Below are 16,537 nucleotides of genomic sequence, written 5' to 3'. Positions count from 1 at the left end.
ACCAAACTTTATAAATAATCATTAGATATGTACTTTTTCAATAATTGCTTCAGGCTTAGTGTAACGTGTAGCTAAAACGACGATTAATCCCAAGGCAGCAAATACACTACTTATAGAGCTGACAGAGAGCGCATTTATTAATAAAATAGCCATGACAGCCAACAAAGCTCTAGGGGGTACATTACTCACAGCTAATAACTTTGCAACCGCACAAAATATAAATAGAAGTCCCAAAACTCCTTGGTCAAAAATCGCTCTTAATATATATGAATGCAAAATTACAGAATAACACTTTGATGGATCGCCAGCGCTAAATAGCTGCTTATAAAAACCGAATGTTTGACAGACAGATTCAGGCAAAGCAGTTAGAGGTTTTGAGCCCGTAAGAAAATCAAGGACGCCCCAATCAATTACAGAAAAAACAAATGCTTGTAAAAAAGCAAATCTATCTACGCTTTCGATCCCCCCATCACCCAAGCGACTGATAAACACAGCAGCCCCTCCAAGAGCAATTATTGACAACATGATTAATTTAATAATTGTTTTAAGATCAAAGTTTTTAATATATAAAATAGTTAAAATAGCGATGAGAGATAGAATTCCAGATCTAGACCCCGATAGAAAAACAACACAAACTAACAAAAAAAGGTCGAGGCTTTTTAACTTACCTAGAACTCGATAAACAGCAATTGTAAATAATAGCAAAAACATGAGTTCAAAATTATTCTCATAGAATAAACCTGGACGCTTGAAAGTAGCCAATAAAAGCCAAAGGATATACTTAATAATAAAAGCAAATAATAAAAATCTATATGCTTTACAAACAAAGTCAGCAGAGAAAAGCTCTTTTCCTGCAAAGAAAGAGAGTATAATAAGGTAAAAAAATGCTTTATAAGCAATAAAATAATCTTTTGGATAGACGCCAAAGCTAAGTGATACATAAAGTGTATAGATTATATATACACTAGATAATATAAAGATAATAAATGCATTAATAGATACTCTTTTAGCCACAAAGAAAAAAGAGAGCAAAACCAACAACTCAAATATTTGGCTTGCTGGTAAAATGTGATAAGTTTCAAAAGAAAAAAAACTTGTAATTACAAGAAGCAAAAATACAGTAACAAAACTATTTTTAATCATTTTTATCGCATATGAGTGAATTAAGAATCGATTGTGCAGCCTCTCCGGACAAGCCCACTTCAAGTGCTATATTTCGACTATTTGATTCTCTCTCATTCAAAAAATCATAGTTATTTAACAAAAATTGGCTAAGGCTAGTCTGAGTATCAAAAATATAGATACCATGTTCAGCCAACCTTTCAATACTATATATTTCACAAAGGTCGTATGCTAGACCAACCTGTTTAGTTGCCAATACTATACTATTTGCCAGCATAGCTTCAGCTAAGCAATACGAGTAAGTCTCGATTATTGATGGTATTAATACTATCTTTGACTTCTCATAAAACTCTGACATCTGTTCACTGCTCAGTTCATCAAAACTCTGATTCATAATTAAATGATGGCATTCATGTATTTGATCATAGGCTTTGATTAGTTCCCTTTTTCTATTCGGAAAAAAACAACCATACTTACTATACTTTTGAGTATTTACAAAATGCGGGTTAATACCAAATCTAATAACTTTATCTTTATTGGCTTTGAGAAACTCAGCCTGAAGCATTGATAAACAATAAGTTTCAGATGCTAAAAAAACACAGAATCGAGATAAAAAAATTGAAGATATTATACTTCTTGGAAAAGGTATTGCGTCTTTAAATTGCTTTGGGAATAATGGCTCACCCTCATGCGGGATAAATATAACCTTTTTTAAAAAACAACGAAGTAGAGGCCCAAACAACAAGAATAAAGATACATAGTTGATAATAACAACCTGACACTTCATAGCCTTACGAAAAATCGTAATGTAATCTAAAAAAAATGTTTTTATACTTTTCCGAAAATAATAAAATTCAGCATTTTGGTTTTTATTATAATAATCAAAATACCCAACACCATTATTAGTCGAGGCCGGGAAGGAAATACAAAGCACCTTTTTCATTTAGTCTTTCTTCCCAAAACATGGCGCTTAATGTAAACCAAAGCAAATATCATGAGCCTTTTAGCCATAACTAATAACGTCAAATACCAAGGTGTATGCCTTTTTATGATTTTAAAATCCTCTTTTATCATTCGCCCCATGTTACTAGATATACTTCCAACCGATTGGCGATAATACGAATAACTTCCAGACACAGACAGCAATTTCATATTATTCTTAGCCGCTCGTATAAAGAAATCATGATCTTCAATAACAACATCTGTTGAAAAGCAACCCAATTTAAAAAAGCTCTCTCTTTTTATTGCACACCCTATAATACTATATTTTCGCTTTTTAATACTCCCCCAACCAAAAAGCACATTAGTTAGTGTAAGTTGCAACGTTTCAACTATTGAACTATCTGAAAGCGAAGGAATATCTGTCGAATAAAAGAATTTCACAGGTGAAAAAACGACATCTGCACCGCCATCAAAGTGAGGAGTTAACCAACGAGTAAAGTTTTCACCTAATAAGTCATCACCGCCAAGTACAATTAATACATCTCCTTTAGCCAGATTAGCAGCTCGATTTAACGTCTTAACGTGGCGAACATTGACTTCATTACGATAAACCCTTAAACGGCTATCAGAACTAACATTTTGTAATGTATGCCATGTCTCATCGGGGGAGCAATCATCAATAGCGATAACTTCATCATCTGGGCCTATCGCACCCAACACAGATAAAATAGTTTGCTTAACATATGCCTCTTGTTTATAAAAAGGAATTATTACACTGTACATTTCATCGACTTAAATTTGGAGTATTAAAAATCAAAGCTGACTTACAAGATGAAACTCTATTAAGAAAGCTATGTGTAAAACGACTTAATTTGCGATGAACCTTTTTTTCGATTATCAAATAAATAAAAGTCGATAAAATAAAACTAGCTATCAATAAAAAAAACAATAACAAAAATTCATTATCACCACTGAAATATGAAAATAATATATAACTTGCATTTTGATGCACTAAATAAAGTGGGTAAGTTAACCCCCCTAAAAAAACAACCAACTTTACATTAAGATATTTTACAAAATAACTAGAGTATTTTATTAAAAATATAAAAAGCAGGTACATTACCACTATAACGCTATTTATTACTAACAATGAGAACTCAGCACGCTGCACCACATCAAAATACAATAGGTAGTCTGCAGCTTTAAGCATCGAAACGCCTAAACTGACAATTAACGCGCAAAACCATATTGGCGCCCTATTACCTTTGTAAAATAAATAAAAAATAATACCTGATAAAAAATACGAGACCCAATCTAGCAGTAAGATGCTTTTGAGTAGTTTAGGCAGCTCAACAAAACAACTAAGTAATGCCAAACAAAGTAGAACAAGAAAAAAATAAGGTATTGCATTCAATCTTTTAAAAAAAATAAAAATAAACATCCAAAAATAAAAAACCAACTCAACAGTTAATGTCCAATAAACGCCATCAACATGAGTTACATCTAAAAAATCTTGCAGCATAGTTAGATTAATTAACACATCATTTACCGATAGCGGGAGCTCCAAATGTCCAGGGAAACTAAAAAAGAGTGTCGCAGTGAATAAGACTGCAAACCAATATGCGGGGAATAAGCGGCCAACTCGAGAAGCAATAAACTCACGCCAATCTTTCTTTTCTATTGACAAATAAATAACAAATCCACTAATCATAAAAAAGAAATTAACACCCAAATAACCATATTGAGTGAACGGTGAAAAAAACTCAAAAGTTGTAGGTTTACTTGGTAAAAAATAAGTTAAATGATAAAGAACAACAGCTAATGCAGCAACAAAACGAAATAAATCTAAAAAAATCAGCCTAGTGCGTTGCTCTGCTACATTAATATTACTACTTTGCATCTTATCTTCTACTTATTTTTTTTAAAGTGGTGAATAAAAATGCTGCAACTCTCAAAGTAACCGCGCTAAAAGTACTTAATAATAAGAACATATAAAAAGGACGATGATACTTTAGTGATGAAAATGTAAAATGATTTTTCATTACATCTCTACACATAGCTATTCTCTTTCTTATTTCGTCAATTTCAATCTGAGACATAAGATGTTTGTTTTCACTAAAAACCACTCCTGCAGACCAAATACACACCATTAATTGAGCGCAATATCGTGCTTTACACAGCTCAAAACAGCCCAATTCCTGAAGCAAACTTCTTATTTTCAACTGGTTATCAAGCAACCCAAAGCGACTCGTTGAAAAGGCTGATGTTGAAGAGCTGCTATGTTGGCGGTAAAAATATTTTCCGGTTGAAAAGCTTACGCGCTGACATTTCGAAAATAACACTCTAGTAGTTAGCTCATCACCATGTAGATTCGACTCATCATAACTAACACCAATAAACACAGCCCTGTTAAACATACCAACACCTGAAATCGTCCAATCCAATGACAGATTTAAAGCCTCTAAACCAGTAACAGAACTAGCTGTCGGAACTTGTTTAAATTTCGTGCTACGCCCATCTTGATGAAGATAGTAAAGATCAAACAACACAGCATCTGCTTGTGTTTTTGTAATAGTTGACACCAATGTTTCTATTGCATCTCTATCAATATAATCATCAGAGTCAACCATGCAAATAAATTCACCACTTGCATGCTTAAGCGCAAGATTGCGAGCCGATGATGCCCCTCCATTCTCTTTATCAAATACTTTAATTCGCGTGTCGGTGTTGGCAAATGCGTGTAACAGCTCCAAAGAGCTATCTTTAGAGCCGTCATTAACACACAACACTTCTATATTTTGATAGCTTTGCTCAATTAAAGACTCTAAACACTCAGTGAGAAATAACTCAGCATTATAAACCGGAATTAAAATAGAAACTAAAGGTGTCTTCATATGCTAGCTACTTCTTGTTGTTTAACATCACTAAAACGGTCCATTTTTCTTAAATGGATAATAAATACTGTCGAAACAACAAAGAAATAAACAGCATAATTAATTAAGTGAGCGTAACTTGCACCAATAATTCCTAGTTCAGGGATTAAAAAATAACTTATCATTGCAAAATTTAGACTTGCTATTATTTCACATAACGCATTCATTTTAAAATAACCTTTTGCCATTAACAGTAGTGCTGGTATATAACTTAAAATACGAACTAGATCACCTAACAACTGCACACCAAATAATTTTTCTGTATATTTAAACTCTTCTGTTGCCAATAACGTAATTAATTCGATTCTTATAAAATAGATCACTCCTGCACCAATTAAAGCTAGCGGTATGATTAAAATAAAAACCTTTAAAGTATCACTGGTTAAGTGTTCAAAATATCGACTTTTAGCTAATTTTGGGTAGTAATACACTCCAACGGCTGTCGTTAGCACTGATATAAATGCCGTTGATATGCTCCACATTAATTGCCAATTCCCTGCAGCGGCTAAAGAAATATTATTCTCTAACGTCTCTCGCACAAAGATTAATGACATCGGCCCGGTCAATGCACCAACCACACCAAGCGCCATATATTTCGACATTACAGTAATTTTTTCTGCATCGGTTTGACCAAACCAATGCTTTAGCTTAAACCAATCAGCTTTATAGACCCGTGCAATTACAATTAAACCAGCTAAGGCATTATTCAATGCGACGGCTGCTAATCCACCATTTATGCCATATAAATAAATGAGTAAAATTGCCATTATTGTTGAGGCAACTGTCGAGAGCATGAGTGATGTTATATATTTTAGATGCTCTTCTTTTCCATTTAACACACTTAATAAAAAGCTATTACAAATATTCAATGGCAGAAAAACCATCAATAACACAATGATCCAATAAAGCTCTGCAGACCCGATTAACCAATTAGCAAGTTGCGACGAAAAAATGATAAAAATAGGTGTAACTAAACACAAAATATAAACGAGCAATTTAGTTGCAGCACGCCAATAAAGCGAAGGGGATTGCTCATCGCCCCCATTTTGAGCTGTAAAGCGAGCAATCCCCTGACCTATTTGATTTGATACTAAGCCATTAATTGCTGCTACAAAGCTTTGCAATTGCCCCATCATGGCAACTCCTTCAGGGCCGGCATAAATAGCAACAACTTTAGAAATCAAAAAGCCTTTGACCATATTAAGAAAAGTCAACAGCCCACTTAATATGGTTACACTAAATAATTTCATACAGTAAAGTGATTTACCGTATCAATTACATAGGCTATATCATCATCACTCATTGTTGGATCTATTGGTAAAGATAATACTTCTCGATGCAATTGTTCTGTAAGGGGTAATGTTAAATGATTATACTTCGAATAAGCTTGTTGCTTATGAGGTGGAATTGGGTAATGAATTAAATTTTGAATACCACACTCAGTTAAATACTGGCTAAATACTTCTCTATTTGCAGATTTAATCACAAAAAGATGCCAAACATGCCCTAACTGCGAGTGAACATAAGGCAATTCAATTAATGAGTTAGTGATTTCAGCAATATAACGATTTGCAATATAACGACGCCGCTCAATTTCTGCGTCTAAATGATTTAATTTAACTCTTAAAAATCCCGCTTGCATTTCATCTAAACGACTATTTAATCCCTGATATAAGTTTTCATAACGTTTATGTGAGCCATAATTACGCAGTGCTTTAATCGTGGTAGCCAGTTCATCATCGTTAGTTGTAACAGCACCAGCATCACCTAAAGCACCTAGATTTTTGCCTGGATAAAAACTAAAACCAGCCGCATCGGCAAAGTTACCAGCACGCACACCGTTTAACTCAGCACCATGCGCCTGAGCACAATCTTCAAGTACCAATAAACCATGTTGCGTTGCAATTTTGTTAATTGCTTCCATCTCGGCCAATTGACCATATAAATGCACTGGAAAGAGCACTTTAGTTTTAGCAGTTAAAGCAGTGATTACATTGCTTGGATCTAAATTGAATGTCACGGGATCGGGCTCAACAAATACAGGTACTAAGTTATTTTCAGTAATCGCCAAAACCGTTGCTATGTAAGTATTTGCAGGAACAATGACCTCATCCCCATCATTTAAGTGCCCCAACTCTTTCCAAGCTCTTAACACGAGATTTAATGCATCTAAACCATTAGCGACACCTATGGCATGCTTTACCCCACAATAGGATGCAAACTCTTGTTCAAATTTAGTCACTTCGTTGCCCATAATATACCAACCAGAGTCAATGACTCGCGTTGCTGCCGCAATTAGATCATCGCGATATTGAGCATTAATTTTTTTTAAATCGAGGAAAGAAACTTGTTTAGACATTTAAAGATGACTCTTTATCAATAAAACGAATATGTTTAGCGGGATTACCCACTACGACTGAATAGGGTGCAACATCTTTGGTCACTACCGCACCGGCACCAACCATTGCTTTTTCACCAATAATAACACCAGGCAAAATAGTGGCATTGGCACCAATAGAAGCTCCTTTTTTAATTAAAGTGAGCGGATATTGCTGTGGATATTGCTGTGATCTTGGGAGCATATCATTTGTAAATGTCGCATTAGGACCAATGAAGACATCATCTTCAACCCTTAAGCCACTCCAAAGAAACACACCACTTTTTAAAGTTACGCGATCTCCAACTAATACATTACCTTCAATAAGTGTATGAGCGCAGATATTACAATTCTCACCAATAATTGCGCCATCAAGTACAACCGAGAATTGCCAAACTCTTGTGCCTTGGCCTATTTTATCTGTATGTACGTCTGCAAGAGGATGAATCATCATTGGTTCACTTCCCGTAAAAACTGCTCATAATCTCGGATATAATCGCTCTCGTCGTAATGCTCACTAGCAATAACCATCAAAATACAACCTTCACTAAAGTTGTGCATTTCACGCCATTGCATGTGCTCAATCAAAATGCCTTTGGTTGGTGAATCTAAAAGCACTGTTTGACGATTCTTGCCATCATCTAAAATAAATTCACACTGTCCGGCAATACAAAAAGCGACCTGACGCAAAGCCTTGTGTGCATGAAAACCTCGAGCGACACCTTGCTCGGTATTAAAAATGTAGTAAACTCGCTTAATTGAAAAAGGAATATTGCCATTCTCTTCGAGTGAAATTAAATCACCACGGCTATCACCTAACGATTTGATGTCAATAAAATTGATTAAGCTCACTTACTATCCTTCACTAAAGACTTTAAATACTGTCCATAACTATTTTTGCTCATTAACGATGCTTGCTTTTCTAATGCATCGTTTGTTAACCAACCACGGTTCCAAGCAATTTCTTCAAGACACGCTACTTTTAAACCTTGCCGATGCTCTATGGTTTGCACAAAATGACTAGCTTCAAGCAAACTTTCGTGGGTTCCTGTGTCTAACCATGCAAACCCACGCCCTAAGATTTCAACATTAAGGTCACCACGTTTTAGGTATTCATTATTAACACAAGTAATTTCAAGCTCTCCACGAAGCGATGGTTTAATCGATTTAGCAATTTCAATCACGTCATTATCATAAAAGTACAAGCCAGTAACAGCATAATGTGATTTCGGCTTAAGTGGCTTTTCTTCGATTGATAAGGCTCTATTTTCGCTATCAAATTCAACCACCCCAAAACGCTCAGGATCCTTTACTTGATAACCAAAAACCGTTGCACCACTTGAACGCATGGCTGCATTTTGCAATTTAGGTGTAAAACCTTGCCCGTAAAAAATATTGTCACCTAAGACTAAACAAACACTATCGCTACCAATAAATTCTTCGCCAATAATAAATGCTTGGGCTAGTCCATCGGGGCTCGGTTGCACAGCGTATGAAATATTGATGCCAAACTGCTTACCATCTCGCAATAAACGCTCAAAACCGCCAATATCTTCAGGGGTTGAGATAATTAATACATCACGAATACCAGCAAGCATTAAAACCGATAGCGGATAAAAAATCATTGGCTTATCATAAACAGGCAATAACTGTTTTGACACTCCCTGGGTGATAGGATACAAACGAGTACCCGAACCACCAGCTAAAATTATTCCTTTCATCTTTTAGCCCTCTAACCCTAATCGTTGACCAGCGTACGAGCCATCTAATACGCGACTCCACCACGCTTGATTATCTAAATACCATTGCACCGTTTTACGAATACCACTTTCAAAAGACTCCTCAGGAGTCCAACCTAATTCATTCGCAATTTTATTGGCATCAATGGCATAACGTACATCATGGCCTGGCCTGTCTTTAACGTAAGTAATTAATCCAGCAAAACCTTGCTCGCTGCCACTTGCTTTTGAATAAGGGTTACTCGGTACTAACTCTTCAAGTAAGGCGCAAATCGTATTAACCACATCAATATTTGCCTTTTCATTGTGGCCACCAATATTATAGGTTTCACCAACAACCCCTTTCGTTGCCACTAAATAAAGCGCTCGAGCGTGATCTTCTACGTACAACCAATCTCTAATTTGTAACCCATTGCCATAAACAGGGAGTGTTTTGCCTTCAAGCGCATTTAAAATCATCAGTGGAATTAGCTTTTCCGGAAAATGATAGGGGCCATAGTTATTAGAACAATTTGTCACTAACGTTGGTAAACCATAAGTGCGAAGCCATGCTCGCACTAAATGATCACTGGCCGCTTTTGATGCAGAATAGGGAGAGCTTGGTGCGTAGGCGGTTGTTTCAGTAAATAAATCTTCAGGCCCTTCTAAATCGCCATATACTTCATCGGTCGATATATGATGAAAACGAAAATGAGCTTGACGTACGGCATCTAAAGCCAGCCAATACTGGCGCGCAGCCTCAAGTAAAGTATAAGTACCAATAATATTCGTACCAATAAACTCCGCAGGTCCATCAATCGAGCGGTCAACATGACTTTCAGCAGCTAAATGCATAATAATGTCAGGCTGATGTTGCTCAAATACACGTTTTATCGCTACAGCATCACAAATATCAACCTGTTCAAAGCTGTAACGTTCACTTTGTGCTATCGACTCTAAAGACTCTAAATTTCCTGCGTAGGTTAATTTATCCACGTTAACAACTGAATCCTCAGTGTTATTAATAACATGGCGAATTACAGCAGAACCAATAAAACCAGCACCACCAGTAACTAAAATTTTCATTTAGAATCCCTATAACCTAATAACAGCCAGATTGGCCAATAAACTGTTGAAAAACAAACTAAGCGATGAATTTTACTCTAAATTTGACATAAAAAAGACCATTTATTTTAATTAATGGCCCTTACTCTTAATAAAAAAATCAGCGAGAACTTTAAATACAAACTTGGGGTAATCAAAAAATAGTCTTTTCGCTACATACGAGTTAGTTAATGCACGATACAACCAACGTAAATTAAAGCGATTAATAAAATGCGGGTAGTATTCTAACCGCTCAGAGCTTTGATGTAAAAATCCACCACAAGTATAAACTTGCTTGATTTTACCTTGCTGAAATTGCTTTAACTTTACGGCGAATTCGTCTTGACGAGGCGTCCCCATTCCACAAATCACATATTGAGCACCGCTATCAACGATAGCCTGCATCACAGCGACATCATCACTAAAATAACCGTCGCGATAACCCACAATATTTAAGTTAGGGTATTCCTTTTTAAAAATCGCAACTGCATTATTTATCTCAATCTCTTTAGCACCCAATAAATAAATGGGGAGTTTATGCTGATTTGCTTGCTCAAAAAAATGTCGCGCATACGAGCCTAAATCAAAACTTATCCGAGGGATTTTTTGCGAAAATAATAACGAAAATATTTTAGCCGAAGAAATTGCATCAGTGTACAAACAATCTAAGTCAGCGACTAACTGACGATTATTTCTTAACAATAAGTATGAATAAGGATTTACAAAGCTAATGGCTTGTGTTTCGCGCACTTCTACAGACTCAATAGTGGCAGCTAATTGCTTATAAATATCAGGAGATGATTTAACTTTATCTAAAATTTCGTGCATAACCATAAAACCTAGCAATTAACCATTTTGGCAAAATTAATAAACCAAAAGCGATAACTCTATATTTATCCCAAATTAATTTATCGTTATTAACTAACAAATCAAATGCTTGCAAACGCTCACCAGCTATTAAATTATTTTTAATGCAACTCATCACACTTAAATGGATTAACTTTTGTAAACTCTCTTTCAAATGACTTGGCGCAGCATCACTTGTTAATAAACAACAAAATAAATCAACATGAGGAGAAAGTAATAACCGTTGCTGAAAATGACGCGTACTATCGGAAGCCAATAAATCATATACAACACTGATATCTGAGTGATATGCAATGTCTGTCTTACACGCTAAAGCGCCCCAAACTGCTTGATCTTCCCCTATTTGAATCGCCTCAGGAAACCCGCCCACAGATAATAACAAGGCTTTATTAATACACACTGAAGAAGCGGTAACAGGTAAGTCAACATTACAGCAAGCCGCAAAGTAATCGTAAATGATGCCTGAGCCTACTGGTAAATAAGGATTTTTTATTTTAACAAGCGCATCATCTTTAAAAAACTCATAAGCGGTGCAAAACATCCCAGCATCAGGAAAGGCTACTTTTAATTGCTTAATATTTGAAATAAATTGAGGATACCAATAATCATCTGCATCTAAAAAAGCAACATAATCTGACTTTGCTTGAGCCAAACCTGCATTACGCGCTTTAGACACACCACAATTTTGTTGGCTAATTAGAGTAATCTTGTCAGCAAAATGCTTTTGTACAAGCTCCCCCCCACCATCGGTCGAACCGTCATCAACAACAATTATTTCAGATACAGCATCAGACTGAGCTAAAATTGACTCGATCGCTCGGACAACATACTTTGATTTATTATAAAGCGGAACGACTACAGAAATTTGCATATCAAATATTAAGCCTGAATAAAACAAAAGTTAAATAACTCTGGACTGTTAGTTTATAGTCAGCTGAGAGATAAATTGGCAACATACTACAACCTTAAGCCTTAAAATTTATTATATCGGCATTTTATTATGGGGAAAAAAACTGATAATTTAGATCGAGTGGGTATTTTAAATTAATTTCAAACGAACTCAACAAGTTTAATAATTAAGTCTGCTGCAACAAACTTAATGCTAGTCGTTCCCACGAATAAAGTTCACATGCCAACCTTCGAGATCTCGATGAGAGGCTTGAGACTTCAGACTCATTATTGATTAAACTGATAACGCCCTTTGCAAGTGAGTAGCCCGATAATTCATTGATAAAAAGAGCATCTGATTCAGTCAATATCTCATGTGTAGCAGTAATCACTCCTGCGCTTTGACTAAAAGCAATAACAGGCAATCCCGAAGCCATGGCTTCTAAAATGGTTTGACCAAAAGGCTCGTAAACCGATGTCATCAAGAAAAAGTCCGAAACAGAGTAATAGCATTCCGTATTAAATTTAACTCCAGTGAAAGTAACTAAAGCACCCAAGTTATTTTCATGGACATAATCTTTATAGCTTTCTTCCTCATCACCTGCACCAACAATCACCAAATGACAGTTATCTAGATACTTCAATGATTCTAAAGCAAAAATAAAACCTTTAGCCAAGACAAAACGCCCAACTATTAATAATATTTTTTTATCTTGGGGTAGATTCAAAGTTAGCTTTAGTTTTTGTTTTTGTTTTTCGGTTATAGGCGTAAAACGGTCAACATCAACACCCGGCTTTAAAATCACCGCTGTTTTATTCACAGAGTCTAAAACCTGTTTTTGCATCGTTCGACTGAATACAAAAAGTCGATCGGATATCTTCATTGCAAATTGCTGTAACCTCAAATCAAGCATTATTCTTAATCTATAATGCCAACTATCACTAATATTAGATGTAGAATTCGCAGCACAGTTTTGCATACTGACTTCACCGGGGACTAAATAAACAATATTTTTAAGTCCAACTAGCTTAGCTAAAATGACATTTGTATGGAATCTGGAAATCGTTATCTCTGGTTTTTTCAATTTTTTTAATTTATGGAGCAAGTAAGCTGCTTTTATATATCGCTTCAGGAAATAGAAAGGTTTTAGGTATTTTGGTACGGTTTGATAGCATTGATAGCGATGAATACTAATGCCTTCATATTCTTCATATGTAGAAAGAACCTTTTCATTAACTAAATTGACATCACTAACAACAATGTCAACACTAACCCCCTGCTTCAAATAGCTTTTAGCTAAATACAAAAGTGAATTTTCAACTCCACCTATGTTAGGATAGAATGCATTACTTGTAATCAAAACCCCCATAATTCCCTCTATTGATCTGTATAATTAAATAGCTCGAAGTCTAGGTGATATAAGTTTTTAATTTTTAATCTATTAGCTTCAGAGAGATAACAATCTTCCTCAGATGTTTTTTTAGTTTGATTCTCCATAGGCATAACAGATGAGGGCCAACGATATTTAGTAGCTATCATGGCCCATTCAGATTCAATATTTTCATATCGAAGGATACTATCAAGCATACAATTATAATTTCGATCATAAACATACAAATATTGAGGCTGAAATAATGGTTGAATCATAATAAAATCAACATCCAAAACAAACTCCACAAACTCATTGAAGTTACTAGCCTTAGCTTCAATCACTTTCTTAATAGCAATATCTGACTCAGTCCCATTTCCGCCAGAAATACTATATTTATAAGCCGAAATAATGCGACTCATAGGGTGCCTAACAATTGCAAATTTATGATAAATTTCAAAACAATAAGCATTAGCCTCAAAAAAATCATACCATTTAGCATGCTTTCTGTGACCAAAATCTTTAAACGCTCTTAAAATGCTTGTTCCAGCATTTTTAGGAATATGAACAAAAATACATTTATGTTTATGCATAAATGATTTATATGGGTAACAAGCTATGGGTAATCTAAGCCAAAATGCAGATAACAAGCGCCTAAACATGATAAAATCCGATAACAGCGATTATCGAATGCTACCATAACAAGCTTTAGAATATAAATGTGTAAACTTAACCAAATGACGTTAAAGAGGGATTAATGCATATTTTAGTCATACCTTCCTGGTTTGAAACACCTAAAATAACAACTTTAGGATCTTTCTTTAAAGATCAAGCAATAGCATTAACTGAAAGAAACCATCAAGTTGGAATTATTTACGCCCAAGCAACATCCATAAAAAAATTTACGCATTGGTACAAAAAACGTTATTACACATGCAACAACCAAAAAGTAAATATTATTAATACCGCATATTTTACATGGCCTTTGATGCGAAAGTTAAATCGATTAAAACGATTTGAACATTTTGAAAAATTATTTTTAGAGTACAGTAAAAAAAACGGTAAACCTGATATTATTCATGCCCATAGTGTTGTATCTGCTGCAGGTGGTGGAGCTGGTTTAATTGCTAATTACCTAAAAGACAAATACCAAATACCCTATATTCTTACAGAACATAGCTCTGAACTACATTTCAATAACTATCCTGAAATGGAAAAGTCATTAATGATCACTGCACTAATTCAAGCGCATTCAGTCATTGCTGTTTCAAATGCTTTAGCAAACGATTTACGTAAACTGATCCCAAGTAAAAAGATTGCAATTATTGGTAATATTATTGATACCAAGTTTTTTTACCCAAAAGAAACATTCAACAACACTTATCATTTTGTTGTAATTGGCTATTTAAGGCCAATAAAAAGGGTCGACATACTAATACAAGCATTCGCCGAAACACTAAAAACACACAATAATATTCATTTAACTATCATTGGTGACGGTTTAGAAAAATCAAACCTTGAAGCATTAACCCATACTCTGAAAATAGAAAATAAAGTGACATTTACGGGCGAACTATCCAGAATAAAAACTTCAAAAATACTTAATGAATCAGACTGTTATCTATCTGCATCTAAATATGAAACATTTGGTGTGGCAATTCACGAAGCATTAAGCGCTGGTTTACATGTGATAAGCAGTAATTCTCAGGGACCGGAAGAAATAATTAAAGAATTAAATGAAGTTATTGTAGCTGAAAATGATGTTTATCACTTTGCTCAAGCCATGGCCAACAAGATAAAAATGAATAAGCCGACTATGGCTGAAAAAAATTTAAAAAACAATAGGATCAAAGAGTTGTATAGCACTGAAGCAATAACTCTGTTACTTGAAGAACAGTTAACATACCCACTTTCAATTACAAAAACTAAAAATGTATAAAAAAATTATAACCTCATCCTTAATGCCTTTAATTATAAAGATTGTTACGCTGGGCTTAAGTTTTTTAGTTACCTATATCGCATCTAAAAGTCTAAGTAACAATGAATTTGGCTTATTTGCTTTTGCTCAATTAGCAATTCTTTTTATTGTTACAGTCTCCAAATTTGGCTTTGATAGCTCAATTGTTCGCCCAGTAGCAATTGCAACAAAGAATAAAGACATTCTGCACATTAAAAATTGTCTTTTAACAAGATACCTAATCACCTTATCTATATTTAGTGCACTCGCTTTTTTAACATTACAAAATGCTCAGTTAGTTTTTTCTGATTATCTAAATCATCCCGCAGTTGTAGAGTTACTCCCTCACATTTTATTACTATCTTTAGCAACCAGCTTATTAGCAATCAATTCAGGCTGCTTCAAAGGATTACACTCTCCAAATTCATCTGTGATATTTAATGGTTTTTTATCCGCGCTACTCACTATTCCCTTACTTTTTATATTTTCATATAACTCAAGCAATAACCTCTTATTAATTATTGCAATAAGCACTATAACAAGCTGTATTTTTAGCTTTATCTTAATAACCATAAAGCTAAAAAAAATAAAAAGTGCACCTTCAACTAATCACTCCACAAGCGACAAATCGTCACTATTGAAAATAACCAAAGAAGCAACCCCACTTTGGGTCAGCTCATTAGTGTTCTTAATTATCCCTCAATTCAGTTTTTTCATCTTAAGCAAATATTCTTCCTTAGACGATTTAGGTATCTACTCCGTTGCTCTTAAAATATCAACAAGCATGTCTATGATATTATTTGCAGCAAATAGTGTGCTGGCTCCAAAATTTGCGATTTTATATTTTGAAAAAAAATATGAAGATTTAGATTTACTATTTAATCAAAGTAGCTACCTGTTATTAACCCTTGCAATTATCATTAGTATTTTATTCATGGCTGCATCAGGCTTTATTATGGGCTTATTTGGTACTCGCTTTGAAGCTGGCACCATATGGCTAAACATCCTAATAATTGGGCAGTTAGTTAATATAGGAACAGGTTCTGTAGTCAACCTATTGATTATGACAGGTCATGAAAAAGTACATAGAAATATAGCACTGTTAACAGCAGCAATTAGTATCGTATTAGCCATCATCATAGTGCCAAAATATGGCGCTTTAGGCGCTGCTCTTACAACAACAATAAGCATGGCGGCGCAAAATCTGTTTAGTCTATATTTTGTTAAAACTCGAATTTTAAACTTTAAAAACTAGGATC

16 protein-coding genes and 2 pseudogenes are annotated in these 16,537 nt (G+C 34.8%); 2 read left to right on the top strand and 16 right to left on the bottom strand.

Annotation, left to right across the window (positions count from 1 at the left end; translation table 11 throughout):
- Positions 1 to 21: 21 nt before the first annotated feature.
- The 16 genes and pseudogenes from PTUN_RS02810 to PTUN_RS02740 all read right to left on the bottom strand — a co-directional run bounded on the left by PTUN_RS02810 (position 22) and on the right by PTUN_RS02740 (position 13,914).
- Positions 22 to 1,143: a hypothetical protein gene (locus tag PTUN_RS02810; protein ID WP_009838175.1), complete on the bottom strand. Its 1,122-nt coding sequence runs from the start codon at positions 1,141 to 1,143 to the stop codon at positions 22 to 24.
- The gene (locus PTUN_RS02805; protein WP_009838174.1) at positions 1,136 to 2,065 is read right to left on the bottom strand and encodes a glycosyltransferase; all 930 of its coding nucleotides are present in this window, start codon (positions 2,063 to 2,065) and stop codon (positions 1,136 to 1,138) included. The genes PTUN_RS02810 and PTUN_RS02805 overlap by 8 nt, the downstream gene beginning before the upstream one ends.
- Positions 2,062 to 2,847: a glycosyltransferase family 2 protein gene (locus PTUN_RS02800; RefSeq protein WP_009838173.1), complete on the bottom strand. Its 786-nt coding sequence runs from the start codon at positions 2,845 to 2,847 to the stop codon at positions 2,062 to 2,064. Before PTUN_RS02800 ends, PTUN_RS02805 begins: the two co-directional genes overlap by 4 nt.
- 1 nt (position 2,848) lies before the next feature.
- Positions 2,849 to 3,964, bottom strand: coding sequence for an acyltransferase family protein (locus PTUN_RS02795; RefSeq protein WP_009838172.1), 1,116 nt, complete (start codon positions 3,962 to 3,964; stop codon positions 2,849 to 2,851).
- A 1-nt stretch (position 3,965) separates the two neighbouring features.
- Positions 3,966 to 4,958, bottom strand: coding sequence for a glycosyltransferase family 2 protein (locus tag PTUN_RS02790; RefSeq protein ID WP_009838171.1), 993 nt, complete (start codon positions 4,956 to 4,958; stop codon positions 3,966 to 3,968).
- Positions 4,955 to 6,247: an O-antigen translocase gene (locus PTUN_RS02785; protein ID WP_009838170.1), complete on the bottom strand. Its 1,293-nt coding sequence runs from the start codon at positions 6,245 to 6,247 to the stop codon at positions 4,955 to 4,957. The genes PTUN_RS02790 and PTUN_RS02785 overlap by 4 nt, the downstream gene beginning before the upstream one ends.
- Positions 6,244 to 7,356: a DegT/DnrJ/EryC1/StrS family aminotransferase gene (locus PTUN_RS02780; RefSeq protein ID WP_009838169.1), complete on the bottom strand. Its 1,113-nt coding sequence runs from the start codon at positions 7,354 to 7,356 to the stop codon at positions 6,244 to 6,246. The genes PTUN_RS02785 and PTUN_RS02780 overlap by 4 nt, the downstream gene beginning before the upstream one ends.
- A gap of 25 nt (positions 7,357 to 7,381) precedes the next feature.
- Positions 7,382 to 7,579 (bottom strand): annotated as a pseudogene (locus tag PTUN_RS22560) (DapH/DapD/GlmU-related protein); the annotation flags it as partial.
- A 75-nt stretch (positions 7,580 to 7,654) separates the two neighbouring features.
- Positions 7,655 to 7,825: pseudogene (locus PTUN_RS22555) on the bottom strand (N-acetyltransferase); the annotation flags it as partial.
- Positions 7,825 to 8,226: a sugar 3,4-ketoisomerase gene (locus PTUN_RS02770; RefSeq protein WP_009838167.1), complete on the bottom strand. Its 402-nt coding sequence runs from the start codon at positions 8,224 to 8,226 to the stop codon at positions 7,825 to 7,827. The pseudogene PTUN_RS22555 and the gene PTUN_RS02770, both read right to left, overlap by 1 nt.
- Positions 8,223 to 9,095 carry a glucose-1-phosphate thymidylyltransferase RfbA gene (rfbA, locus tag PTUN_RS02765; protein WP_009838166.1) on the bottom strand — a complete coding sequence of 291 codons (873 nt, stop codon included), beginning with the start codon at positions 9,093 to 9,095 and terminating at the stop codon, positions 8,223 to 8,225. Before rfbA ends, PTUN_RS02770 begins: the two co-directional genes overlap by 4 nt.
- 3 nt (positions 9,096 to 9,098) lie before the next feature.
- Positions 9,099 to 10,178 (bottom strand): dTDP-glucose 4,6-dehydratase, encoded by a 1,080-nt coding sequence (gene rfbB, locus PTUN_RS02760; RefSeq protein WP_009838165.1) that lies wholly within the window; start codon positions 10,176 to 10,178, stop codon positions 9,099 to 9,101.
- Between the two features lie 111 nt (positions 10,179 to 10,289).
- Positions 10,290 to 11,024 (bottom strand): WecB/TagA/CpsF family glycosyltransferase, encoded by a 735-nt coding sequence (locus PTUN_RS02755; protein WP_119081534.1) that lies wholly within the window; start codon positions 11,022 to 11,024, stop codon positions 10,290 to 10,292.
- Positions 11,005 to 11,934, bottom strand: coding sequence for a glycosyltransferase family 2 protein (locus PTUN_RS02750; RefSeq protein ID WP_009838163.1), 930 nt, complete (start codon positions 11,932 to 11,934; stop codon positions 11,005 to 11,007). Before PTUN_RS02750 ends, PTUN_RS02755 begins: the two co-directional genes overlap by 20 nt.
- Before the next feature lie 205 nt (positions 11,935 to 12,139).
- Positions 12,140 to 13,321: a glycosyltransferase family 4 protein gene (locus tag PTUN_RS02745; RefSeq protein WP_009838162.1), complete on the bottom strand. Its 1,182-nt coding sequence runs from the start codon at positions 13,319 to 13,321 to the stop codon at positions 12,140 to 12,142.
- A gap of 8 nt (positions 13,322 to 13,329) precedes the next feature.
- The gene (locus tag PTUN_RS02740; protein ID WP_009838161.1) at positions 13,330 to 13,914 is read right to left on the bottom strand and encodes a sulfotransferase family 2 domain-containing protein; all 585 of its coding nucleotides are present in this window, start codon (positions 13,912 to 13,914) and stop codon (positions 13,330 to 13,332) included.
- A gap of 164 nt (positions 13,915 to 14,078) precedes the next feature.
- Between PTUN_RS02740 and PTUN_RS02735 the strand changes: the two genes are divergently transcribed.
- Both PTUN_RS02735 and PTUN_RS02730 read left to right on the top strand, forming a co-directional pair.
- On the top strand, positions 14,079 to 15,260 hold the full coding sequence (locus PTUN_RS02735) for a glycosyltransferase (protein ID WP_009838160.1): 1,182 nt from the start codon (positions 14,079 to 14,081) through the stop codon (positions 15,258 to 15,260).
- Positions 15,253 to 16,533: an oligosaccharide flippase family protein gene (locus PTUN_RS02730; protein WP_009838159.1), complete on the top strand. Its 1,281-nt coding sequence runs from the start codon at positions 15,253 to 15,255 to the stop codon at positions 16,531 to 16,533. Before PTUN_RS02735 ends, PTUN_RS02730 begins: the two co-directional genes overlap by 8 nt.
- The last annotated feature ends 4 nt before the right edge of the window (positions 16,534 to 16,537 follow it).

Source organism: Pseudoalteromonas tunicata (assembly GCF_002310815.1).
GTDB lineage: Bacteria > Pseudomonadota > Gammaproteobacteria > Enterobacterales > Alteromonadaceae > Pseudoalteromonas > Pseudoalteromonas tunicata.
This window is presented reverse-complemented; position numbering and strand designations above follow the sequence as displayed.